Below are 21,676 nucleotides of genomic sequence, written 5' to 3'. Positions count from 1 at the left end.
GCGCGCCGGCGGGCCGTCACAGGGACGTGCCGCCGTGCACGACCAGGAACGCCCCGTAGCAGAACGAGAACCCGGCCAGGGCGGCGACCACCACGGTCGCGTGCCAGGGCCGGGTTCGCGCCGTCCGGACCAGTGCCAGCGCGGGCGGCAGCAGCAGCGGGAAGGCGGGCAGCAGGAAACGCGGCTTGCAGGCGAAGAAGTTGGAGCCGCCGAGCGCGATCAGCAGCAGCACGCCCGTGTACACCAGCAGGGCACTCGGTGGCCGGTCGAGGGCGAGCAGCACGAACAGCACGACCGAGACCAGCACGATCACCATCGCCATGGCGTACGTGTACCGGCCGCCGTGCAGCAGCTTCTCCCCGGCGAACCGCACCGCGCTCACCCCGAAGTCGAACCTCGACCCCCACCCCCGCTGCACCGCGAAGTACCCGCCGAGCAGATCACCCGTGCGCGCCCCCACCCACAGCACGTAGCCGCTCCAGCCGAGCGGCGCCAGCGCGACGCCCGCCCACAGCCGGAGCGGGACGTCCCGGCCGCGCCGCCGCCACACCTCGCACGCCGCCGCCACGAGCACCGCCGCCGTCACGGCGATCCCGTTCGGCCGGGCCAGGCCCGCGAGCGCCGCCAGCGTGCCCGCCCACACCCAGCGCCCGGTGAGCACCGCGTACAGGGACCAGGCCGCGAAAGCGGTGAGCAGGGACTCGGTATAGGCCAGTGACAGCACGACGGAGTGCGGGAGCACCGCCCACAGCAGGACCAGCACGACACCGGCGCCCCGGCCGTACAGCCGAGCCCCGATCGCGTACAGCCCGCAGGCGGCGACCGCCGCGGCCGTCCACGACACCAGCAGCCCCGCGGTGCCGCCGCCGATCGGCACGATCTCGGTGACCGCGCGCACGAGCCCCGGGTAGAGCGGGAAGAACGCCAGGTCGTTGGCGGTCCCGAACCAGGTGCTCCGCACCACCCCGTAGCCGTTCTCGGCGATGCCCAGGTACCAGGGCGTGTCCCACGTGTGGGTGAGCACGTGGAACAGTCCCCGGCCTGTGCCGTGGGCCACCACGGCGAGGACGACGACGCCGACGAGCCGGGCGGCCAGGAAGAGGCCGACGGCCAGCACGACGGCGGGCGGCCGCTCGGGTACGGACCGGACACGGGCGGGTGGTCGCCGGGCACCTTTGCGCCCCTGCGCCGGCACGGTGCTGACGTGTGTCACACCCGGAACCATGCGTCCGGTAAATCGGATTTGCCAGCTTTACACGCCAATAATGGCGCGAAATGCTTCGCTAGAAGGCCGTCTTGAGCCGCTTGACCGCCTCCTGCAGTACCTCGACCTGCTTACAGAAGGCGAACCGCACGAAGGGCGCGCCGACCTCGCGGTGGTCGTAGAAGACGGCGTTCGGGACGGCGACCACGCCCGCCCGCTCCGGCAGGGCGCGGCAGAAGGCGAAGCCGTCCCGCTCGCCGAGCGGCCGGATGTCGGTGGTGACGAAGTACGTGCCCGCCGGCCGGAACACCTCGAACCCCGCCTCCGCGAGCCCGGCCGCCAGCACGTCCCGCTTGGCCTGCATGTCCGCGCGGAAGGCGGCGAAGTACGTCTCCGGCAGCGCGAGCGCCTCGGCGACCGCGTACTGGAAGGGCCCGGAGGAGACGTACGTCAGGAACTGCTTCGCCGACCGGACCGCGGACAGCAGGGCGGGCGCGGCCGTCACCCAGCCGACCTTCCAGCCGGTGAACGAGAAACTCTTCCCCGCGCTGCCGATGGCGACCGTCCGCTCCCGCATGCCGGGGAAGGTCGCGAGCGGCACGTGCTCGGCGCCGTCGAAGACCAGGTGCTCGTAGACCTCGTCGGTCACGACCAGCAGGTCGCGCTCGACGGCCAGCCCGGCGATCGCGGCGAGCTCGGCGCGGGTGAGGACGGTGCCGGTCGGGTTGTGCGGGGTGTTGATCAGCAGCAGCCGGGTGCGGTCGGTCACGGCGTCCCGCAGCTCGTCGAGGTCGAGCCGGAACGACGGCGCCCCGTCCTCGCCGCGGTGCGGCCGGAGCGTGACCGGCACCCGGCGCGCGCCCGCCATCGCGATGCACGCCGCGTACGAGTCGTAGTACGGCTCCAGGGCGATCACCTCGTCGCCGGGCTCCAGCAGCGCGAGCAGCGACGCGGCGATGGCCTCGGTCGCGCCCGCCGTGACGAGCACCTCCGTGTCGGCGTCGTACAGCAGCCCGTACCGCCGCTCCTGGTGCGCCGCGACGGCCGCGCGCAGCTCGGGGATGCCGGGGCCCGGCGGGTACTGGTTGCCCCGTCCGTCGCGCAGCGCCCGCACGGCGGCCTCGCGGATCTCCTCCGGGCCGTCCGTGTCGGGGAAGCCCTGGCCCAGGTTGATGGAGCCGGTGCTGACGGCCAGGGCCGACATCTCGGCGAAGATCGTCGTCCCGAACTCGGCGAGCCGGCGGTTCAGCGGGGGGCGCGCGGAGCCGGACGCGGTGCCGGGCGTGGAGTCGGACGCGGGACGCGGGCTGGAGGTCATGGCCGCCATCCTGCGCCGAAGCTCTGGAGTTCCTCAACTCTGCTTTCGCCCGATGGAGCGCAGGGCATTCCCGTGGCACGCGAGAAGCGGGGGACCGGTTCCGAGCCCACGGGGGGCCAGGGGCACGACCGCTTCGGGGGAAGAAAGGCGGGTGACGCCATGGCACTCGCGGTGATCGGCATCATCCTTGCGATCGTCTGCGCGGTAGTGGTGTTCACGGTGGTCGTGAGCCGACGTGGCGCGCGGACCAGGGTGGGGACGACACGGCGGCCCCACTCGGTGGACTCGACCGGTGGCGGCAGCTGGTGGGCGGGCGACATCGGCTGGGGCTCGGGTTCCGACTCCGGCTCGGGGTCGGACTCGGGCGGCGGGGGCTCCTCGTGCGGCTCCTCGTCGGGCGGAGGCGGGCACTCCTGCGGGGGTGGCGGCGGATGCGGCGGCGGCAACTGACGACGTACGGACCCAGGACGGGTCGCACGGGCTGATGTGCGGGCGCCCGTCGGGAGGGGTGACCTCCCGGCGGGCGCCCGTCGTGCGTGGAGGCGTGCGCGGGGTGCGTGTGCCGATGGTCGTCGCGCGGGACGGGTGTGTGCCCACGCGCATCAGCAGGTGACCGGGCGCGCTGGGAGCACTTCGACGCGGTGGGCGCACGCCCGGTTGAACAGTTGAGCTGGGGAGCCCTCGGGGGATGGAACCCCTACGAAGATGGGTAAAAACGCTGTGGCGGCGCCACACTTCATGATTCCCTATAAATCGCCAACGCAGCCCCCGGACGTCCTCCCCCCAAAGGCCTGACCGGGCTGATCAGACCTGAACGGACGTCCCCATCCCACTGGCCGACCGGGTCATCCACCGGGGCCGATCGGGGCGTGCCGGTACCACCCCACTCTTTGCGTGCTTGCGGAGCCGACCCATGCTCACGACCCTGAACACCTCCTACACCGATACGAGCGCGGCCGACCTCGCCTGGGCCCTGGGCCGCGAACCGCTGCCCGCGCTCGCCGTCCTCAACCTCGAACTCGCTGACGTGATGCTTCAGTTGAGACTGCTCGGAGCCTCCCACCAGGTGCTCCTCGAGGAGGAGAGGGGAACGTGCTCGGAGACGGTCGCGTGCATGCCGGGTTCCAGCACGCCGCTCCCGCTGGGCGTGGCCAAGCGGGTCGGTGACTGGGAGTACGAGTTCTCCGCGCGTGTGGAGGTCCTCTCGCCGGGTTGTTTCGCGGGGCGCGCGCAGGAGTTGCTGGCGCTGGTGTCCGACCATCCCCACGGCCTCGCGGGCGTCTTTCCCGGCAGTCCCCACGCCTTCACCGCGATGCTCGCCCAGCGCCACCAGGGCCAGGTGCACTGGCGGACCTGGCACGCGTACCCGCAGGACGGCCAGTTGGTGGCCACCAGGACGAGGGTGGGGGTGCGGGTGCCGGCGCCGGTGTGAGGCAACCGCGCATCGGAGCGCGCCACTTGATGGAGCGTCGGAGGTGAAGCCCCCGCAAACACCGGTGCTTCGCGCGGTCGTACTTCCACACGTGTGGGTGACGTAGTGCCACGGAAGTGTGACGTAGCGTTCCCAGCGTGATCGAGTCGCGCGCTCCCGCACCCCCCGGCGTCCCCCCGCCGGGAACGGGTGCGGGCGGCGGCCAGGCGCGGCTGCCCGTCCGTCAGGGCACCGGCCGGTTCCTCGTCCTCACCTGTGTGTTCGTCTGCGCGGCCTGCGGACTGGTGTACGAACTCGAACTCGTCGCCCTGGCCTCGTACCTGGTCGGCGACTCGGTCACCCAGGCGTCCGTCGTCCTCTCCGTGATGGTCTTCGCGATGGGCGTCGGCTCGCTCGCCGCGAAGCGGCTCCGCTGGCACGCCGCGGCCGGTTTCGGTGCCATCGAGGCGGCGCTCGCCCTGATCGGCGGCTGCAGCGCGATGGCGATGTACGCGGTGTTCGCCTGGACCGGCGACTGGGGCGGGATGTGGAAGGACGGACCGAGCTGCGTCCTCGTCGCCTTCTCCCTCGCCATCGGCGGCCTCATCGGCGCGGAGGTGCCGCTGCTGATGGAGCTGATCCAGCGCGTCCGCCGCCAGGACGCGGGCGGCGCGGTGGCGGACCTGTTCGCCGCGGACTACGTGGGCGCGCTCGTCGGCGGCCTCGCCTTTCCCTTCCTGCTGCTGCCCTGGCTCGGCCAGGTGACCGGCGCCCTGCTCACCGGCGCGGTGAACGTGGTGGCCGGCGCCGCCCTCGCCCTGGGGCTGTTCCGCAAGGACCTGCGGCACCGCTGCCGCTGGTGCCTCCTCCTCGTCAACGTCCTCGTCCTCGCCCTGCTCGCCACGGCCGCGGTGCTCGCCGACGACTTCGAACGGCAGGCCCGGCGGGCGGTCTACGGCGCCGACGTCAGGGTCGTGCTGCGCACCGGCGACCGGGAGGTCGTCCTCACCGGCGGGACGCGCGGCCGGCCGCTCGCCCTCTTCCTCGACGGCCGGCTGCGGTTCAGCGGCCGCGACGAACGCCGCTACCACGAGGCCCTCGTCCACCCCGCGATGAACGGCACCCACGCGCGCGTGCTCGTCCTCGACGGCGGCGAGGGTCTCGCGACCCGCGAAGTGCTGCGGTATCCGGACGTGCGCCGGGTCGACGTGGCCGGGGCCGACCCGGGCGTGGTCCGGCTGGCCCGCTCCGACCCGGCGCTCGCCGCCCTCAACGGTGACGCGTACGACGACGCGCGCGTGCACGTGCGCACCGCGGACGCCTTCGCCTGGCTGCGCGGGGCGCCCCCGGCGGCGTACGACGTCGTCGTCGCGAGCCTGTCCGACCCGGGCATCACGGCGGACGCGAAGCTGTACTCGCAGGAGTTCTACGGCATGGTCCGGAAGGTCCTCGCGCCCGGCGGACGGCTGGTGGTGCACGCGGGTCCGGCCAAGTCCCGGCCGCGCGTCTTCTGGACGGTCGACGCGACGCTGCGGGCGGCCGGTCTGTGGACGGCGCCGTACCGCGTGGGCGGCCGCGCGTCCGCGTTCGTGTCGGGCCCGGACCGTACCTCGGGGGCGTCCCGGGCGCCCCGCGACTGGGGGTTCCTCCTGGCGTCCGCGGAGGGACGGCCGATGCCGGACGTCCCGGAGACACTGCCCGGCGGCCTGCGCGCGCTCACGCGCGGAGCGCTGACGGCGGGCATCCGGCAGGCCGGGGAGACGCGCGCGTGGGACCTGCCGCCGTCGACGCTGGTACACCCGCGGTACGCGGGCTGAGGCGGACGCGCCGCCGTGCCACGGGGCCACGGGGAGGCTCGGCCCGCGGAATCCGTGTATGTACGGGTGCGAACGAGGGCGCCGTGGGTAGGCTCGGCTGACATGGAGCATGAGGTGTTCGTTCCGGTTCCGGCCGATCGGCTCAGGGCGGCCCTGTCCGATCCCGAACGCGTGGCCCGAGCGGTTCCCGGGCTCCAGCAGGAGGCGGGCGCGGCCCCGGTGGCCGGACGCCTGAGGGTACGCGTCGCCGGGCACACCATCACCTACCGCGGCGCGCTCCGCGTCACCGCCCGGGACGACGGCACCCACACGGTCGAGGGCGACGGGACGGAGGCCCGCGGCAGCGGCTCCGTCGAACTGCGCCTCACGGTGCGGCTCCTCCCGGCGGAGGGCGGCACGACCGTCGCGTTCACCGGTACGGCGACGGCGGACGGCCGGGTCGCGGACCTGCCCGCCGACGCGGTGTCCACGGCGGTGACACGCCTGCTGAACCGGTTCGCGGACAACCTGGCGACGGCCTCCGACGAGGGCACCGCGCAGGGCCTGCCGCCGGAGGGCGGGTCGTCGGTTGACGGCACCGGCACCGGGGCCACGACAGCGGGAGCGGCCGACATCCCGGAGCCGGCGCCGTCTTCCGACCCCGGTCCCGGTCCCGATTCCGGCCCCGACCCCGATCCCGGTGCGGGCCCCGGTCCCGGTCCCGAGCCGGCGGCCGTGTTCGACACGGAGGTGCCGCCGGTCCCCCTGGACCCCGTCGCGGACGATCTCGCGTCCGTCGCTCCGAGCGGCCCGGAGGAACCCCCGGCCGAGGCCGCGCACGCGCGCCGCACGATGATCGGGCGCAGCGCGGAGGAGGTGGACCACGCCCCGCCGCGCGGCCGCTACGCCCCCGTACCGGCTCCGGAGTCCCACGCGCCCGGCCCCGCGCTCCGCTGGGCCGCTCCGGCCGCGGCCCTGGCCCTCGCCTCGGCCATCGTCGTCACCAGAGCCCTCCGCAAGCGCCGCTGACCGCACCGACCCGGCGCTCGGCCGCGCCAACGCCGACTGTCGCCGCCGGACGCTCACGGGCCGTCCACGGGCCACCCACGCCGTGCCCCGGTAACGCATGCCCCGAACGGCGAGCCCCCGCCGCTCGTCACGCGTCCCCCGGTGGAGGCCTGTAGTGCGCGCCCCGGCGCGATCCGACGACCGCAGGCCCCTCGTCCCCGCCCCTGGGACCCACCCGCCGGAGGCTCCCTCATCGCCTCGCGCCCCCGGCCGCCGTCAGCGTTGCGTGCCCGCGCCCGGGCGCGCGCCGTGCCGTCGGCGGCACCGCGCCGTGCCCCTCTCCGCCCGCCCGCCGGAACCACCCCGTAGGGTCGTGCCGTGCGTAACCAAGAGATCACGTTGACCGCGGGTGACGCGGAGGTTGTCGTGGCGCCGGCGAACGGCGGGCGGGTGAGTGGTCTGCGGGTCGGCGGTGTCGAACTGCTGCGCCAGGGCGAGCGGTTCGGCTGCTTCCCCATGGTCCCGTGGTGCGGCCGGATCCGTGACGGCCGCTTCCTGGACGGCACGACCGTCCGCCAGATGCCGCTGAACGCCCCGCCCCACGCCATCCACGGCACCGCCCGCAACGGTGCCTGGACCGTCGCCCGCACCGCCCCGGACGAGGCCGTCCTCACGTACGACCTGGTCGACCCCTGGCCCCACCCCGGCCGCGTCACCCAGGTGATCGCGCTCACCGAGGACGCCCTCACGCTGTCCATGGCCGTGGAGACGTACGGGACGTCCTTCCCGGCGCAGATCGGCTGGCACCCCTGGTTCAACCGGAACCTGGGCGGCGAGGACGTGCGCATCGACTTCCGGCCCGCCTGGCAGCTGCAGCGCGGCCCCGACCACCTGCCCACGGGCGACCGGACCGAGCCGAAGCCCGGCCCCTGGGACGACTGCTTCGGCATGCCGGACGGCGTCGACGTCACACTGACCTGGCCCGGACAGCTGGAGGTGAACGTGGCCTCCCGCGAGCAGTGGGTCGTCGTGTACGACGAGCAGGCCGAGGCGGTCTGCGTGGAGCCGCAGACCGGGCCGCCGAACGGGCTGAACACCCACCCGCGCCAGGTCACGCCCATCGAGCCCCTGGAGGCGACGACCACCTGGACCTGGCGCCGTCTCTGAGCGCCGCCTCTCAACGCCGCGGCACCGGCTGTCTAAGCTGACGGGCATGAGTGACGAACGCGGCGCGCTGCTGCAGCAGATCAAGGACAAGGCCGTGGTGCACGGCAAGGTGACCCTCTCCTCGGGGCTGGAGGCCGACTACTACGTCGACCTGCGCCGCATCACGCTGGACGGCGAGGCCGCGCCGCTCGTCGGTCGGGTGCTCCTGGACCTGACCGCCGACCTCGACTTCGACGCGGTCGGCGGGCTCACCATGGGCGCCGACCCGGTCGCCGGAGCCATGCTGCACGCGGCCGCCGCGCGCGGGAGGCGGCTCGACGCGTTCGTCGTCCGCAAGGCCGCCAAGGCGCACGGCCTGCAGCGCCGGGTGGAGGGCCCCGAGATCAAGGGCCGTCGCGTGCTCGTGGTCGAGGACACCTCCACCACCGGCGGCTCCCCGCTCACCGCCGTCGAGGCCGTGCGGGAGGCGGGCGCCGAGGTCGTGGCCGTCGCGACCATCGTCGACCGGGCCACGGGAGCTGCCGAGAAGATCCAGGAGGGCGCCGGGGTGCCGTACCTCTTCGCGTTCTCCAAGGACGAGCTGGGCCTGGACTGAGCCTGCCCAGAGGGGCGGGAGGACCGGAGCATTCCGGCCCGTCTGGGAAGATGGGGACGACGATGACGTCGTCCTAGGTCAGGGCCGTAAACAGCAGTAGACAGCAGTAGAAGAGCCGTACCGTCGTACAGCCGTACGCGACCCCGCACACACAAGGAGCGGACAGATGCCCATCGCAACTCCCGAGGTCTACAACGAGATGCTCGACCGGGCGAAGGCGGGCAGGTTCGCCTACCCGGCCATCAACGTCACCTCGTCCCAGACCCTGCACGCCGCGCTGCGCGGCTTCGCGGAGGCCGAGAGCGACGGCATCGTCCAGATCTCCACCGGCGGCGCGGAGTTCCTCGGCGGCCAGTACAGCAAGGACATGGTCACCGGCGCGGTGGCGCTGGCCGAGTTCGCGCACGTCGTCGCCGAGAAGTACCCGGTGAACATCGCGCTGCACACGGACCACTGCCCGAAGGACAAGCTCGACGGTTACGTGCGTCCGCTGATCGCGCTCTCCGAGGAGCGGGTCGGCCGCGGTGAGAACCCGCTGTTCCAGTCCCACATGTGGGACGGCTCGGCGGAGACCCTGGCCGACAACCTCTCCATCGCCGAGGAGCTGTTGGCCCGCGCCGCCGCCGCGAAGATCGTCCTTGAGGTCGAGATCACCCCGACCGGCGGCGAGGAGGACGGCGTCTCGCACGAGATCAACGACTCCCTCTACACGACGGTCGAGGACGCGATCCGTACCGCCGAGGCGCTGGGCCTGGGCGACAAGGGCCGCTACCTGCTGGCCGCCTCCTTCGGCAACGTGCACGGCGTGTACAAGCCGGGCAACGTCGTGCTCCGTCCCGACCTGCTGAAGGAGCTGAACGACGGCGTCGCCGAGCGGTTCGGCCTGGAGGCCGGCGGCAAGCCGTTCGACTTCGTCTTCCACGGCGGCTCCGGCTCCACGGAGGACGAGATCCGCACCGCGCTGGAGAACGGCGTGGTCAAGATGAACCTCGACACGGACACGCAGTACGCCTTCACGCGCCCGGTCGCCGGTCACATGCTCGCCAACTACGACGGCGTCCTGAAGATCGACGGCGAGGTCGGCAACAAGAAGGCCTACGACCCGCGTACGTGGGGCAAGCTCGCCGAGGCGTCGATGGCCGAGCGCGTCGTCCAGGCCTGCGGCAACCTGCGGTCGGCGGGGACGAAGATCAAGTAAGGCCGTCCGCTCCCGGAGCCGTCCAGGGCCCGGTTCCCCGCCACCGTACGGAGGGGGAGCCGGGCCCTGCGCATGGTTCAGACTGGGAGCCATGAGCATTCACCAGAACCTTCTCGGGGGTCCGCCCCCGACGCACCTCCCGGACGACCCGGAGCCCCGGGAGCTGCTGGCGAACGGCACCGCGCCCGCCGACGTCGCCGCCCGGTACCCCACCTCCTCCCTCGCCTGGGCCCAGCTCGCGGACGACGCGTTCCAGCGGGACAGCGTGGTGGAGTCGTACGCGTACGCCCGCACCGGGTACCACCGCGGTCTCGACGCCCTGCGCCGCAACGGCTGGAAGGGCCACGGCCCGGTCCCCTGGGAGCACGAGCCGAACCGCGGCTTCCTGCGCGCCCTGCACGCCCTCGCCCGTGCCGCGCAGGCGATCGGCGAGCAGGAGGAGTACGAGCGCTGCTCGCAGTTCCTGAAGGACTCCTCGGAGACGGCGGCGCAGACGCTCAGCTGACCGGGGACGGCAGGCGCGACGCCCGCACGACCATGGAGGACCGGTCGTGCGGGCCTTGCCGCAGGGGGCGGGAATTGCGGAGGATGCCCCTGGGGACCGGGGCCCCCGTGCCGGCATCGGCAGGGGCGGACCGCTACCCGGATCAACAGCAGGAGACTGCGATGTCCCAGCACGCGCGTGACGAGGGGATCGAGGTCGACCAGCCCGATACCCCGCATCTCGACTTCCGGGGCACGACCCCCTACGAGGACTACGTCAGGGCGGACGTCCTCACCCACCTGCAACAGCCCCTCTCCGACGATCCCGGGGAGATGGTCTTCCTGGTGACCACCCAGGTCATGGAGCTGTGGTTCACCGTGATAGTCCACGAGTGGGAGACGGCCGCCGCGGCGCTCCGCGACGACGACGTACCCGGCGCCATGGCCGCGCTGAAACGTTCCGTGCGGGAGCTGGAGGCCCTCGACGCGTCGTGGCGCCCGCTGTCGCAGCTGACGCCCGCCCAGTTCAACTCCTACCGCGGCTCCCTCGGAGAGGGCTCCGGTTTCCAGTCGGCGATGTACCGGCGCATGGAGTTCCTGCTCGGTGAGAAGTCCGCGTCCATGCTCGTCCCGCACCGCGGCGCACCCCGCGCGCACGCGGAACTGGAGAAGGCGCTGCACGAGCCGAGCCTCTACGACGAGGTGCTGCGGTTGCTGGCCCGGCGCGGACATCCGGTGCCGGACTCGGTCCTGCGGCGCGACGTCTCGCGGCGGTACGAGCCCGACACGGCGGTGGAGGCCGTGTGGGCCGCCCTCTACGCGGGCGACGAGTCCGACGAACTGGCCCGGCTCGGCGAGGTGCTGACGGACGTGGCCGAACTGGTGTGGCGCTGGCGCAACGACCACCTCGTCGCCGCCCGGCGGGCCATGGGCGCGAAAGCGGGTACGGGCGGCTCCGCCGGTGTGGCGTGGCTGGAGAAACGGACCCGCAGGAACGTCTTCCCCGAGCTGTGGACGGCGCGGTCGTATGTCTGAGCTCCTGTCGAAAGCGGAGGAACTGGACGCGGCCGACCCGCTGGCGGAGCTCCGCCACCGGTTCGTGCTGGACGACACGGTCTACCTGGACGGCAACTCGCTGGGCGCGCTGCCGGCGGTCGTGCCCGACCGGATCGCGGACGTCGTCCGCCGCCAGTGGGGCGAACTGCGCATCCGCTCCTGGGAGGAGAGCGGCTGGTGGACGGCGCCCGAGCGGATCGGCGACCGGATCGCCCCGCTGGTGGGTGCGGCACCCGGTCGGATCGTCGTGGGCGACTCCACCAGCGTCAACGTCTTCAAGGCGCTGGTGGCGGCGGTACGGATGGCCCGCGCGCGTGCGGCCGGCGGCACCGCGCGGGACGAGATCGTGGTCGACGCGACGACCTTCCCCACGGACGGGTACATCGCGCGGTCGGCGGCCCGGATGACGGGCTGCACGCTGCGGCCGGTGACGCCGGCCGAGGTGCCGGGAGCCCTGACCGACCGTACGGCCGTCGTCCTGCTCAACCACGTCGACTACCGCACCGGCCGGCTCCACGACCTGCCGGGACTGACGGCCGCGGTGCACGGAGCGGGCGCCTACGCCGTCTGGGACCTGTGCCACAGCGCGGGCGCCCTGCCGGTCGGGCTGGACGAGCACGGGGTGGACCTGGCGGTCGGCTGCACGTACAAGTACCTCAACGGAGGGCCGGGTTCGCCCGCGTACCTGTACGTACGCCAAGACCTCCAGCCCCGCTTCGACTCGCCGCTGCCGGGCTGGAACTCCCACGCCGAGCCCTTCGGCATGAGCCCCGACTACACGCCCGCGGCCGGTGCCCCGCGCGCGCGTGTGGGCACGCCGGACATCCTGTCGATGCTCGCGCTGGAGGCGGCCCTGGACGTCTGGGACGGGGTGCCGGTCGAGGCGGTCCGTACCAAGTCGCTCGCCCTGACGGACTTCTTCCTGGAGTGCGTGACGGCGTACGTCCCCGACGGCCGCGTGGAGTCCCTCACCCCGGCCGCACACGCGGAACGGGGCAGCCAGGTGGCGCTGCGCTGCACGTCCGCGGATGCCGGGGACGTGATGAGGCGCCTGGTCGCGAGTGGTGTGGTGGGCGACTTCCGCCGGCCCGACGTGCTGCGTTTCGGCTTCGCGCCGTTGTACGTGGGCTTCGGGGACACGGAGCGGGCGGCCCGGGTGCTGGCGGAGGTGTTGGTGACCTGAGACGGGGGCTGGTCGTGCGGGCCGGGCTGGTCGTGCGGGCCGGGGCTCGGCGCGCGGACCGGGGCTGGTCATGCGGGCCCGGAGCGAACGGGAGGCGTGCGGCCGACTGCTGTTTTCGGCCGCGCGTTCCCGTCGTCGGCGCGTCCGGAAGGCGCGGTCCGCGCGCGTGGCCCACCGCCGGAGGCTCCCTCGGCCGTACGGCGCACTCGCTCCACCAGCGAGAACAGTTCGCCTTCACCGAGCGTGACATCCGCGTGTCCGCCCTCGTCACCGGCCTGATACCGTCCCCGCCAACGGCCGGATCCCCACCGGGTCCGCCTCGTGTGCCGAAGACCAACGCCGTTTCACCGCTGGAAGGTTGGAACATGCCGGACGACGCCGCAGCACCGGACGACGCCGTCTCCCGTGCCGCCGCCGAGAAGGCGTCGGCCTTCTCGCACCCGCCGGTCGCCCCGGACGCCGGCGCCGCGTATGGCGACCACCCCGACCAGGTGATCGAGTTCTATGCCCCGCGCGGTGCCGACGGCACCGCCGGTACCGCGGGGGACGGCCGGCCCGGCTCCGGCAACGCTTCCGCCCCGCTCGTCGTCGTCCTGCACGGCGGTGCCTGGCGCGCCCGGTACGACCGCCGCCACATGACGCCGTTCGCCGCCTTCCTGGCCCGCCGGGGCTTCGCCGTGGCCAACGTGGAGTACCGCAAGGGTGCTGTTGGGGAAGAGAGTGCGGCTTCGTTCGCGGCACCGGCGGGGCGCTGGCCGGAGACGTTCGACGACGTGGCCGCGGCGTTCGACGCGCTGCCCGGTCTCGTACGGGACGCGCTGCCGCAGGCGGATCCGCGCCGCACGGTGATCACCGGGCACTCGGCGGGCGGGCACCTGGCGCTGTGGGCGGCCGCCCGTCATGTCCTCCCGCCCGACGCGCCGTGGCGTACGGGGCAGCCGGCACCGTTGCGCGGTGTCGTCGCCCTCGCCCCGATCGCCGACTTCGACGTCGCGGAGAAGCTCGACGTGTGCGGCGGAGCGGCCCGGCAACTCCTGGGCGGAGCCGAGGCGTTCGGCGCCCGGCGGCCGTACGCCGACCCGGCGCTCCTGCTGCCGACGGGCATCGCCACGACGGTGGTCCAGGGCCGTGACGACACGGTGGTGCCCCGGGCCGTGGCCGAGTCGTACGTGGACGCGGCGGCGAGGGCGGGGGAGATGGTGGGGCTCACCCTGCTCGAGGACGTCGGCCACTTCCCCCTGATCGACCCGTCGGCGGACGCCTGCGCGGTGGTGGCGGAGGAGATCGCCCAGCTGGCCTGGTAGGACGGTGGGGCATGCCGCCGAGACCTACTGGTGCGTCCTGGTTGCGATCCGTCTCCGGGGTGCTACCCGTAATACCTGAGAGCCAGTGGGCGGTTGAGCTCCCTGGCGTGACGCCGACCACGCACGCCCGTTCGTAACTTCCTTCTCGTGCGAGCCCGATGGACGGGCGGACGGGGAGGCGGGGAGTTATGCGGGCGGGGTCTGGGGCGGGCCGGGGCGGGAGGCGGGCGGAACCGGCGGGGAGAGTCCGGCGCACTCTGCTCGCCCTGCTCGTCGCGGTGTCGGTCATCGTGCCCGTATCGGCCTTCGGCCGGCCGTACGTCCCGGCACCGGTACCGGCGGCACTCGCCGCGCCGACCCCGGCGACCCTGGAGGACACCTACGCGGCGAACCGTGCGAACGCCGCCGCAGCGGCCCGCATGGCCGCGGACCACGGTGACCGCGGACGCGCCGCGGCCGACCGGGCCATGGCCGCGCCCTCCCGGCAGCTGCTGCTCTTCGACGGACGCGGCTCCGGGCGAGCGGTCGAGGTCTTCGGCGACCTGGCGCGGGCGGACCGCATCGCCGTCCTGGTGCCCGGTTCGGACACGAGTCTGGACACGTACGACCGGTTCCGCGCGGGTGCGACCTCCCTGCGTCACCGGCTCGACGCCCATCCGCGCCTCCGTGCCCGTACCGCTGTCGTCGCCTGGCTCGGTTACGAGAGCCCGCGCACCATCGGCACGGCTGTTCTGACCACGGGCCGCGCGGAGGCGGCGGCGCCCCGGCTGCGGGCGTTCGTCGACGACCTGCGCGGACTGACCGGCGGGGACGCGCGCATCTCCCTGCTCTGCCATTCGTACGGCACGGCCGTCTGCGCCCGGGCGGCGGACGGGCTCGGGCCCGCGGACGCCGGAGGGCCGGGAGTGACGGACATCGTCCTCGTCGGCAGCCCCGGCACCGGTGCGGACAGCGCCGCGGAGCTGAACACATCGGCCCGCGTGTGGGCGGCGCGGGGCGCCGACGACTGGATCGAGGCCGCACCGCACGTCAGCGCACACCTCTTCGGCACCACGGTCGGCTTCGGCACCGACCCCGTCTCACCGGCCTTCGGTGCCCGTGTCTTCGCGGCGGGCGACGGCGGCCACAGCGACTACTTCCGCCCGGGCTCCGTCTCCCTGGACAACCTGGCCCGGATCGTTCTCGGCGACACCTCGGAGGTGACCCGTGCGTAAGCCGGCCGCACAGCTCCGCTCCACCGTTCACCGTCTGGACGCGGCCGCGTCGGCCCTGGGGAGGGACCGGGCCGTCGACGCCCTGCGGGGCCTCGCGATCCTCGGCGTCGTCCTGGGCCACTGGCTGGTCACCGCCCTGGTCGCGGACAGCGGCGGCCTGCACACCGCCAGCCCGCTGCGGCACATGCCCTGGCTCGCGCCGGTCTCCTGGTTCTTCCAGACACTGGCCGTGTTCTTCCTGGTGGGCGGGCATGTGGCGACCAAGGGGTACGCGTCGGCACGCGCGCGGGGATCGAGCTACGGGCAGTGGCTGCACGCCCGTCTGATCCGCTTGTCCGGTCCGGTGCCGGCTCTGCTGGCCCTGTGGACGGTCGTGGTGGCCGGCCTGCTCGTGACGGGCACCGACCCGGACACGGTGCGTACGCTGCTGAAGCTGGCGCTGTCGCCGCTGTGGTTCCTGCTGGTCTTCGCCGTGCTGACGGCGGCGACCCCGCTGCTGGCCCGGCTCAGCCCGCTGTGGCCGCTGGCCGTCGTCCTCCACGTGGACCTCATACGCTTCGGACTGGACGGCCCGTCCTGGCTCGGCTGGGTGAACGTGGCCGCGGGCTGGCTGGTGCCCTACACCCTGGGCGCGGCCTGGACGCGGGGGGAGCTGGAGCGCCGCCGCGCGGGCTGGGCCCTGCTCACCGGAGGTGCGGCGGCGACCGCGGCCCTGGTCGCCGGGGCGGGCTACCCGGCGTCGATGGTCGGCGTCCCCGGCGCGGCGGTGTCCAACCTCGATCCGCCCACGCTGGCGGCCGTCACCTTCGGTCTGGCCCAGTGCGGGCTCGCCCTGCTGCTGCGCGGACCGTTGCGTCGTGCGATGCGCCGGCCCGTGGCGTGGGCAGCGGTGGCGCTGGTCAACCTGTCCGCGATGACGGTGTTCCTGTGGCATCAGACGGCCCTGATGGCGACCACGGCCGCTAGTCTGCCGGCCGGCCGCCTGCCGGGGCTGCACACCGTACCCGACGACCTGTCCTGGGTCGCCGCCCGGCTGCTCTGGCTGCCGGTCTTCGCCGTGGCGCTCGCCGTCTGCCGGTCCGCGTTCCGCCGTCACGAGCGGGGTGGCGGCCGGGGACGCTTGCGGGTGGTGCGGGGCCACCGGACCCCGGACCGAGGTGTCCCGGCGCGGACACATCATGTCTAGGGTGAACCGCGTGACGGGACGGGGGATCCAAGACGCGGCCGTGGAGCACGCCCGGCGCGGGCTGCGGGTGCTGCGCGACGACCTGTGGACCGCACGGGTCGATCCGCTGCCGCTATCGGCATGGTTGCGCCGGCTGCCGCATACCGTGGTCTGTCTCGCCGCGGTCGGCATCGCGGTCGGCGAGGTGATGCAGCTCCAGGACCATGCCGGTCTCGCCTTCGCGTACGCCTTGCTGTTTGCGCTGGCGCACGGCGGCGCGGTGGCGCTCGCGCTGTGGCGGCCGGTCCCGGCCTGGTGGCTGTCGACGGGAGCCACCGTGGTGGCGGCCGTCGCGGTGCGGATGCGTCTGATGGATGGCGCGGCGCACGACTTCACCTGGCCCTGGACCGCGGCCGGGATCTTCGCGCAGGTCTTCGTGCTGTTGCTGCTCGCGCTGCGGGTGCCGACCCGGGTGTCCGCGGAGGCCCTGGGCATCACCGTGCTGCTCACCTACCTCCTCCAAGGCCTGGTGGGGGCACCGGACTACCAGTCCACGGGGGTGCTCGCGGTCGTCCTGTGCGCGGTCGCCGTGGTGCTCGGCATGGCGTTCCGCGGCCGCCGCGAGGCACGCGCGGAACTCAAGCAGCAGGCCACACTCACCGCCGAGGAACGCGCTCGCCGCACCCTCCTGGAGGAGCGCAGCCGCATCGCCCGCGAGCTGCACGACGTGGTCGCCCACCACATGTCGGTGATCTCCATCCAGGCCCAGGTCGCCCCGCACCTCGTCGAGGACCCGTCCGAGGAACTGAAGGAGAACCTCGCAGGCATCCGGCAGAACGCGCTGGAGGCACTGACCGAACTCCGCCGGGTGCTGGGCGTGCTGCGCTCCGAACACCCCGACGTTCCCGTTCCCGGCGAGCCGGACCGGACCGACACCGCCCGGCACACCCCGCAGCCCACCCTCGACCGGCTTCCCGCGCTGGTGGAGAACACCCGGGCCGCGGGTCTGACGGTGACCATCGACATCGCGGGCGAGCGGCGGCCGCTGCCGCCCGGTGTGGAACTGTCGGCGTACCGCATCGTGCAGGAGGCGTTGAGCAACGTCCTGCGCCACGCGCCCGGCGCGAGCGCCGAGGTCCACCTCACGCACCTCGCGCACGGACTGCGGGTCGACGTCATCAACACGCCCCCGCTGCGGCCCGCACCGCCGTCACCGGGGGCGGGGCACGGTCTGCTCGGCATGCGGGAGCGGACCACGATGCTGGGCGGCACCCTGTCGGCGCACTCCCTGCCGGACGGCGGCTACACGGTGTTCGCGTTCCTTCCCGTCGACAACCCCGACCGCATCGATCACACCCGTCACCACCCCACCGGCCCCGACGACTTCCCCGACCCCACCGAACTCACTGAACCCACTGAACCCACCGAACTCACTGAACCCGAGGACGACACCGCATGATCCGGGTACTGATCGCCGACGACCAGCAGATGGTCCGGCAGGGCTTCACCGTGCTGCTCAACACACAGCCCGACATCGAGGTGATCGGCCAGGCGGTGGACGGCCTCGACGCCGTGGCGAAGGTCGCCGAACTCGCCCCGGACGTCGTCCTGATGGACATCCGCATGCCGGAGCTGGGCGGCATCGAGGCCACCCGCCGCATCACCGGCGCGACCCCGGACATCAGGGTGCTGGTACTGACCACCTTCGACCTCGACGAGTACGTGTACGAGGCGCTGCACGCCGGTGCGTCCGGCTTCCTGCTCAAGGACGCCTCGGCCGACCAGCTCGCCGAGGCGGTACGGGTGGTGGCGGCGGGGGACGGCCTGCTCGCCCCCGGCGTCACGCGCCGGCTCATCGCCGAGTTCTCCCGGCTGCACGGAGCGGCTCCCCGCGCCCCGCTGAAGGACCGCGTGGCCGACCTCACCGAGCGGGAGACGGAGGTTCTCGCGCTGATCGCCCAGGGACTGTCCAACTCCGAGATCGCCGCACGCCTCGTCGTCGCCGAGCAGACCGTGAAGACCCACGTGGGCCGCATCCTGGTCAAGCTGGGGCTGCGGGACCGCACCCAGGCCGCGATCTTCGCGTACGAGTCGGGGCTCGTGCGGCCGTCCGGCTACTGAGGACGGCTCGGTGCGAGGTCGCGGCGCTACCCGTAGTACCTGAGAGGGACCCCGGAGAACCCCTCTCACTGGTGACGCCCCCGGTGCCGGCCGACGCCTACCGTGAGAAGCGTGACCGAGACGACGCACACGCAGACGCAGACGCAGATGCGGACACCGCCACCGCAGGACGGGGCCAAGTCGCGCAGCCCCGAGTACCGGGTGGCCGTGGACGCCCTGCGCGGACTGCGGCAGGACCTGATCACCGACGCGTTCGCGTACCGCCTGCTGCCCCGGATGAGCGTGGACGGCCCGATCACCCGGCGCCTGCCCGCGAGCCTGCGGAAGTACATGGTGTGGACGCCGCATGCCGTCGTGGCGGTGGCCGGTCTGGTCGCGTTCGCAGCCGGCGCCGCTTACGCCAGGGGCCATCTGTCGGTGCTGTGCGGTCTGCTCGCCCTCTGTCCCGTCCTGCTGACGCTGATCAGACCCGTCGGGGCGTTCTGGGTGTCCATGGCTGCGACTCCGGTGGCCACCGCGTTCGGCGACAACTGGAGCGACTGGCCCTGGCCGACCGGCGCCGCCGTCTGCCACCCCGTGGTGATGACGGTCGTGGCCCTGCGCACGCGGCCCCGCGCCGCCGTGTGGATGTGGCTGATCACCGCGGTGTACGGCTTCGTCTTCGGAGTGTTCCTGGACGCGAACCAGTACTCCGACAACACGGCCCCGCTCCTGGTCTTCTCCGCCCTGGCCCTCCTGGCCGTCACCGTCGTCCACACGCGCCGCACCGCCCAGCGCGAGGTGACCGCCCAGCAGACGGTGACCGCGCACGAACGCTCCAAGCGCACCCTCCTGGAGGAGCGCACCACGATCGCCCGCGAGCTGCACGACGTGGTCGCCCACCACATGTCGGTGGTCGCGATCCAGGCGGAGGCCGCGCCGTACCGGGTGGAGAGCCCGCCGCCGGAGCTGGAGCAGGCGTTCGTCACGATCAGGGAGAACGCGGTCGCGGCGCTCACCGAGCTCCGCCGCGTCCTGGGTGTCGTCCGCGCGGAGGACTACGAGGCGCCGGAGGCCCCGCAGCCCACCCTCGCCGATCTCGACGCCCTGCTCGCCAACGTGCGCGACGCGGGCCTGACCGTCGAGAAGGTGGTCACGGGAGCCGTCCGCGAACTCCCGCAGGGCATCGAGCTGTCCGCGTACCGAATAGTCCAGGAGGCGCTCAGCAACACCCTCCGGCACGCACCCGGAGCCACGGCCCGGGTCGAGATCGGTTACGTTCTGGGCGGCCTGGGCCTGCGCATCCTGAACGGCCCGGCGACCGGTCTGGTCAAGCCCTCGCCCGGCGCCGGCCACGGCCTCACCGGCATGCGTGAGCGCGTCACGATGCTGGACGGCGGGATGACGACGGGCGGGACGGAGGACGGGGGTTACGAGGTGACGGTTTTCCTGCCGGTGCCGACGGTGATCGAGGACGAGGCATGACGAGCGGCACCATCCGTGTACTGATCGCCGACGACCAGATGATGGTCCGCGAGGGCTTCTCGGTGCTGCTGGGCGCGATGCCGGACATCGAGGTCGTCGGCGAGGCGGTGAACGGCCGGGAGGCGGTGGACCGCGTCCGCGAGCTCTCCCCGGACGTCGTCCTGATGGACATCCGCATGCCCGAGCTGAACGGCATCGAGGCGACACGGGAGATCGTGGCCGCGGACGGCGCGGCGAAGGTGCTGGTGCTGACGACGTTCGACCTGGACGAGTACGTGTACCAGGCGCTGCGGGCGGGTGCCTCCGGCTTCCTCCTCAAGGACGCCTCCGCCCGGCAGCTCGCGGACGGCGTACGGGTGGTGGCGTCCGGCGAGGCCCTGCTCGCCCCGTCGGTGACCAGGCGGCTGATCACGGAATTCTCGAAACTCTCCGAGGCCCCGCGCCTGATGCCGGGCGCGCAGGCGGCGTACGGCGACCTCACCGAGCGGGAGACGGAGGTCCTGGTCCTCATCGCGCAGGGCCTGTCCAATGCGGAGATCGCGGAGCGCCTCGTGGTCGCCGAGTCGACGATCAAGACCCATGTCAGCCGCATCCTGGTCAAGCTGGGCCTGCGGGACCGGACCCAGGCGGCGGTGTTCGCATACGAGGCGAAACTGGTGACGCCGGGGTGACGGGGTGACGGGATCACGGGGTGACGGGGGGACGGGATCACGGGGTGACGGGGCGAGCGATCACAGGACCCCCTGGTCAGCGGCTCGACCGCCGGGTAGCGTCCCCGCATGGCAGCCTTCGACCCGTGGGACCCCGCGTTCGTCGCCGACCCGTATCCCGCCTTCGCCGAGCTGCGGGAGCTGGGCCGGGTGCACTACTACGAGCCCAGCGACCAGTGGCTGGTGCCGCACCACGCGGATGTGTCGGCGCTGCTGCGGGACCGGCGGCTCGGCCGGACGTACCGGCACCGTTTCTCGCACGAGGAGTTCGGGCGGACGGCGCCGCCACCGGAGCACGAGCCGTTCCACACGCTGAACGACCACGGCATGCTCGACCTGGAACCGCCGGACCACACGCGGATCCGGCGCCTGGTGTCGAAGGCGTTCACGCCCCGCACGGTGGAACGGCTGCAACCGTACGTCCAGCGGCTGGCGGACGACCTGGTCGGCGGACTGGTCGAGGCGGGCGGCGGTGACCTGCTGACGGAGGTCGCCGAGCCGCTCCCGGTGGCGGTGATCGCGGAGATGCTGGGCATCCCGGAGTCCGACCGGGCCCCGCTGCGTCCGTGGTCGGCGGACATCTGCGGAATGTACGAGCTCAACCCGCCGGAGGAGGTGGCGGCGAAGGCGGTACGGGCGTCGGTGGAGTTCACGGAGTACCTGCGCGGGCTGATCGCCGCGCGGCGCGAGGAGCCGGGTGACGACCTGATCTCGGGGCTGATCGCGGCGCACGACGAGGGCGACCGGCTCACCGAGCAGGAGATGATCTCCACCTGTGTGCTGCTGCTCAACGCGGGCCACGAGGCGACGGTCAACGCCACGGTGAACGGCTGGTGGGCGCTGTTCCGCAACCCGGACCAGCTGGCGGCCCTGCGCGCCGACCACTCCCTGGTCCCGTCCGCGGTCGAGGAGCTGCTGCGGTACGACACCCCGCTCCAGTTCTTCGAGCGCTGGGTGCTGGACGACGTGGAGATCGACGGCACGACGATCCCGCGGGGTTCCGAGGTGGCGCTGCTCTTCGGCTCGGCCAACCACGACCCGGCGGTCTTCACCGACCCCGCCCGCCTGGACCTGGCCCGCGCGGACAACCCGCACATCTCCTTCAGCGCGGGCATCCACTACTGCATCGGCGCGCCCCTGGCCCGTATCGAGCTGGCGGCCTCGATGAGATCCCTGCTCACGAAGGCCCCGGCGCTGACCCTGGCGGCGGAGCCCGGGCGCAGGCCGAACTTCGTGATGCGCGGCCTGGAGCGACTGGACGTCGAGGTGGGGTGAGCGC

Annotated in this window: 20 protein-coding genes; 18 read left to right on the top strand and 2 right to left on the bottom strand. The window is 73.2% G+C overall.

Features of this window, described 5'->3' with window-relative positions; genetic code table 11:
* Positions 1-16: 16 nt before the first annotated feature.
* Both IEZ04_RS26570 and IEZ04_RS26565 read right to left on the bottom strand, forming a co-directional pair.
* Positions 17-1,213 (bottom strand): glycosyltransferase family 39 protein, encoded by a 1,197-nt coding sequence (locus tag IEZ04_RS26570; protein WP_373296362.1) that lies wholly within the window; start codon positions 1,211-1,213, stop codon positions 17-19.
* Positions 1,214-1,283: 70 nt separating this feature from the next.
* A complete protein-coding gene (locus IEZ04_RS26565) occupies positions 1,284-2,522 on the bottom strand; it encodes a pyridoxal phosphate-dependent aminotransferase (protein ID WP_189219491.1) in 1,239 nt (412 codons plus the stop codon).
* Between the two features lie 159 nt (positions 2,523-2,681).
* On the opposite strand from IEZ04_RS26565, the gene IEZ04_RS26560 reads away from it, so the two are divergent.
* The 18 genes from IEZ04_RS26560 to IEZ04_RS26475 all read left to right on the top strand — a co-directional run bounded on the left by IEZ04_RS26560 (position 2,682) and on the right by IEZ04_RS26475 (position 21,672).
* Entirely contained in the window at positions 2,682-2,972 is a 291-nt protein-coding gene (locus IEZ04_RS26560) for a hypothetical protein (RefSeq protein ID WP_189219490.1), read from the top strand.
* 463 nt (positions 2,973-3,435) lie between these two features.
* A complete protein-coding gene (locus tag IEZ04_RS26555) occupies positions 3,436-3,954 on the top strand; it encodes a DUF2617 family protein (RefSeq protein WP_189219489.1) in 519 nt (172 codons plus the stop codon).
* A gap of 137 nt (positions 3,955-4,091) precedes the next feature.
* A complete protein-coding gene (locus tag IEZ04_RS26550; RefSeq protein ID WP_189219488.1) occupies positions 4,092-5,750 on the top strand; it encodes a polyamine aminopropyltransferase in 1,659 nt (552 codons plus the stop codon).
* A gap of 102 nt (positions 5,751-5,852) precedes the next feature.
* Entirely contained in the window at positions 5,853-6,758 is a 906-nt protein-coding gene (locus tag IEZ04_RS26545; protein WP_189219487.1) for an SRPBCC family protein, read from the top strand.
* A gap of 357 nt (positions 6,759-7,115) precedes the next feature.
* On the top strand, positions 7,116-7,904 hold the full coding sequence (locus IEZ04_RS26540) for an aldose epimerase family protein (RefSeq protein ID WP_189219486.1): 789 nt from the start codon (positions 7,116-7,118) through the stop codon (positions 7,902-7,904).
* 46 nt (positions 7,905-7,950) lie between these two features.
* The gene (gene pyrE / locus IEZ04_RS26535) at positions 7,951-8,499 is read left to right on the top strand and encodes an orotate phosphoribosyltransferase (RefSeq protein WP_189219485.1); all 549 of its coding nucleotides are present in this window, start codon (positions 7,951-7,953) and stop codon (positions 8,497-8,499) included.
* A 166-nt stretch (positions 8,500-8,665) separates the two neighbouring features.
* The gene (fbaA, locus tag IEZ04_RS26530) at positions 8,666-9,697 is read left to right on the top strand and encodes a class II fructose-bisphosphate aldolase (RefSeq protein ID WP_189219484.1); all 1,032 of its coding nucleotides are present in this window, start codon (positions 8,666-8,668) and stop codon (positions 9,695-9,697) included.
* Positions 9,698-9,788: 91 nt separating this feature from the next.
* Complete coding sequence (locus IEZ04_RS26525) at positions 9,789-10,202, top strand: DUF3151 domain-containing protein (RefSeq protein ID WP_189219483.1); 414 nt, start codon at positions 9,789-9,791, stop codon at positions 10,200-10,202.
* A gap of 161 nt (positions 10,203-10,363) precedes the next feature.
* A complete protein-coding gene (locus IEZ04_RS26520; protein ID WP_189219482.1) occupies positions 10,364-11,215 on the top strand; it encodes a tryptophan 2,3-dioxygenase family protein in 852 nt (283 codons plus the stop codon).
* Positions 11,208-12,419 (top strand): kynureninase, encoded by a 1,212-nt coding sequence (gene kynU, locus IEZ04_RS26515; RefSeq protein ID WP_189219481.1) that lies wholly within the window; start codon positions 11,208-11,210, stop codon positions 12,417-12,419. The genes IEZ04_RS26520 and kynU overlap by 8 nt, the downstream gene beginning before the upstream one ends.
* Positions 12,420-12,784: 365 nt before the next feature.
* A complete protein-coding gene (locus IEZ04_RS26510; protein ID WP_189219480.1) occupies positions 12,785-13,723 on the top strand; it encodes an alpha/beta hydrolase in 939 nt (312 codons plus the stop codon).
* A gap of 188 nt (positions 13,724-13,911) precedes the next feature.
* Positions 13,912-14,937 (top strand): alpha/beta hydrolase, encoded by a 1,026-nt coding sequence (locus IEZ04_RS26505; RefSeq protein WP_189219479.1) that lies wholly within the window; start codon positions 13,912-13,914, stop codon positions 14,935-14,937.
* The gene (locus IEZ04_RS26500; protein WP_189219478.1) at positions 14,930-16,123 is read left to right on the top strand and encodes an acyltransferase family protein; all 1,194 of its coding nucleotides are present in this window, start codon (positions 14,930-14,932) and stop codon (positions 16,121-16,123) included. Before IEZ04_RS26505 ends, IEZ04_RS26500 begins: the two co-directional genes overlap by 8 nt.
* On the top strand, positions 16,116-17,561 hold the full coding sequence (locus IEZ04_RS26495) for a sensor histidine kinase (protein WP_189219477.1): 1,446 nt from the start codon (positions 16,116-16,118) through the stop codon (positions 17,559-17,561). Before IEZ04_RS26500 ends, IEZ04_RS26495 begins: the two co-directional genes overlap by 8 nt.
* Entirely contained in the window at positions 17,558-18,223 is a 666-nt protein-coding gene (locus tag IEZ04_RS26490) for a response regulator (protein ID WP_189219476.1), read from the top strand. The genes IEZ04_RS26495 and IEZ04_RS26490 overlap by 4 nt, the downstream gene beginning before the upstream one ends.
* A gap of 111 nt (positions 18,224-18,334) precedes the next feature.
* The gene (locus IEZ04_RS26485; protein WP_229821289.1) at positions 18,335-19,687 is read left to right on the top strand and encodes a sensor histidine kinase; all 1,353 of its coding nucleotides are present in this window, start codon (positions 18,335-18,337) and stop codon (positions 19,685-19,687) included.
* Complete coding sequence (locus IEZ04_RS26480; RefSeq protein ID WP_189219475.1) at positions 19,684-20,358, top strand: response regulator; 675 nt, start codon at positions 19,684-19,686, stop codon at positions 20,356-20,358. The genes IEZ04_RS26485 and IEZ04_RS26480 overlap by 4 nt, the downstream gene beginning before the upstream one ends.
* Before the next feature lie 108 nt (positions 20,359-20,466).
* Positions 20,467-21,672 (top strand): cytochrome P450, encoded by a 1,206-nt coding sequence (locus tag IEZ04_RS26475; protein WP_189219474.1) that lies wholly within the window; start codon positions 20,467-20,469, stop codon positions 21,670-21,672.
* The last annotated feature ends 4 nt before the right edge of the window (positions 21,673-21,676 follow it).

It is taken from the genome of Streptomyces ruber, assembly GCF_014648075.1.
Classification (GTDB): domain Bacteria; phylum Actinomycetota; class Actinomycetes; order Streptomycetales; family Streptomycetaceae; genus Streptomyces; species Streptomyces ruber.
Note: the sequence above shows the minus strand (reverse complement) of the source record. Positions and strands in the feature narration are given on the sequence as shown.

Bases quoted from the DNA above. Each gene is read 5' to 3' on its own strand.
- IEZ04_RS26565 (WP_189219491.1), bottom strand. From the start codon at position 2,522: ATGACCTCCAGCCCGCGTCCCGCGTCCGACTCCACGCCCGGCACCGCG.
- IEZ04_RS26560 (WP_189219490.1), top strand. From the start codon at position 2,682: ATGGCACTCGCGGTGATCGGCATCATCCTTGCGATCGTCTGCGCGGTA.
- IEZ04_RS26555 (WP_189219489.1), top strand. From the start codon at position 3,436: ATGCTCACGACCCTGAACACCTCCTACACCGATACGAGCGCGGCCGAC.
- IEZ04_RS26545 (WP_189219487.1), top strand. From the start codon at position 5,853: ATGGAGCATGAGGTGTTCGTTCCGGTTCCGGCCGATCGGCTCAGGGCG.
- pyrE (WP_189219485.1), top strand. From the start codon at position 7,951: ATGAGTGACGAACGCGGCGCGCTGCTGCAGCAGATCAAGGACAAGGCC.
- fbaA (WP_189219484.1), top strand. From the start codon at position 8,666: ATGCCCATCGCAACTCCCGAGGTCTACAACGAGATGCTCGACCGGGCG.
- IEZ04_RS26525 (WP_189219483.1), top strand. From the start codon at position 9,789: ATGAGCATTCACCAGAACCTTCTCGGGGGTCCGCCCCCGACGCACCTC.
- IEZ04_RS26520 (WP_189219482.1), top strand. From the start codon at position 10,364: ATGTCCCAGCACGCGCGTGACGAGGGGATCGAGGTCGACCAGCCCGAT.
- kynU (WP_189219481.1), top strand. From the start codon at position 11,208: ATGTCTGAGCTCCTGTCGAAAGCGGAGGAACTGGACGCGGCCGACCCG.
- IEZ04_RS26510 (WP_189219480.1), top strand. From the start codon at position 12,785: ATGCCGGACGACGCCGCAGCACCGGACGACGCCGTCTCCCGTGCCGCC.
- IEZ04_RS26505 (WP_189219479.1), top strand. From the start codon at position 13,912: ATGCGGGCGGGGTCTGGGGCGGGCCGGGGCGGGAGGCGGGCGGAACCG.
- IEZ04_RS26495 (WP_189219477.1), top strand. From the start codon at position 16,116: ATGTCTAGGGTGAACCGCGTGACGGGACGGGGGATCCAAGACGCGGCC.
- IEZ04_RS26490 (WP_189219476.1), top strand. From the start codon at position 17,558: ATGATCCGGGTACTGATCGCCGACGACCAGCAGATGGTCCGGCAGGGC.
- IEZ04_RS26480 (WP_189219475.1), top strand. From the start codon at position 19,684: ATGACGAGCGGCACCATCCGTGTACTGATCGCCGACGACCAGATGATG.
- IEZ04_RS26475 (WP_189219474.1), top strand. From the start codon at position 20,467: ATGGCAGCCTTCGACCCGTGGGACCCCGCGTTCGTCGCCGACCCGTAT.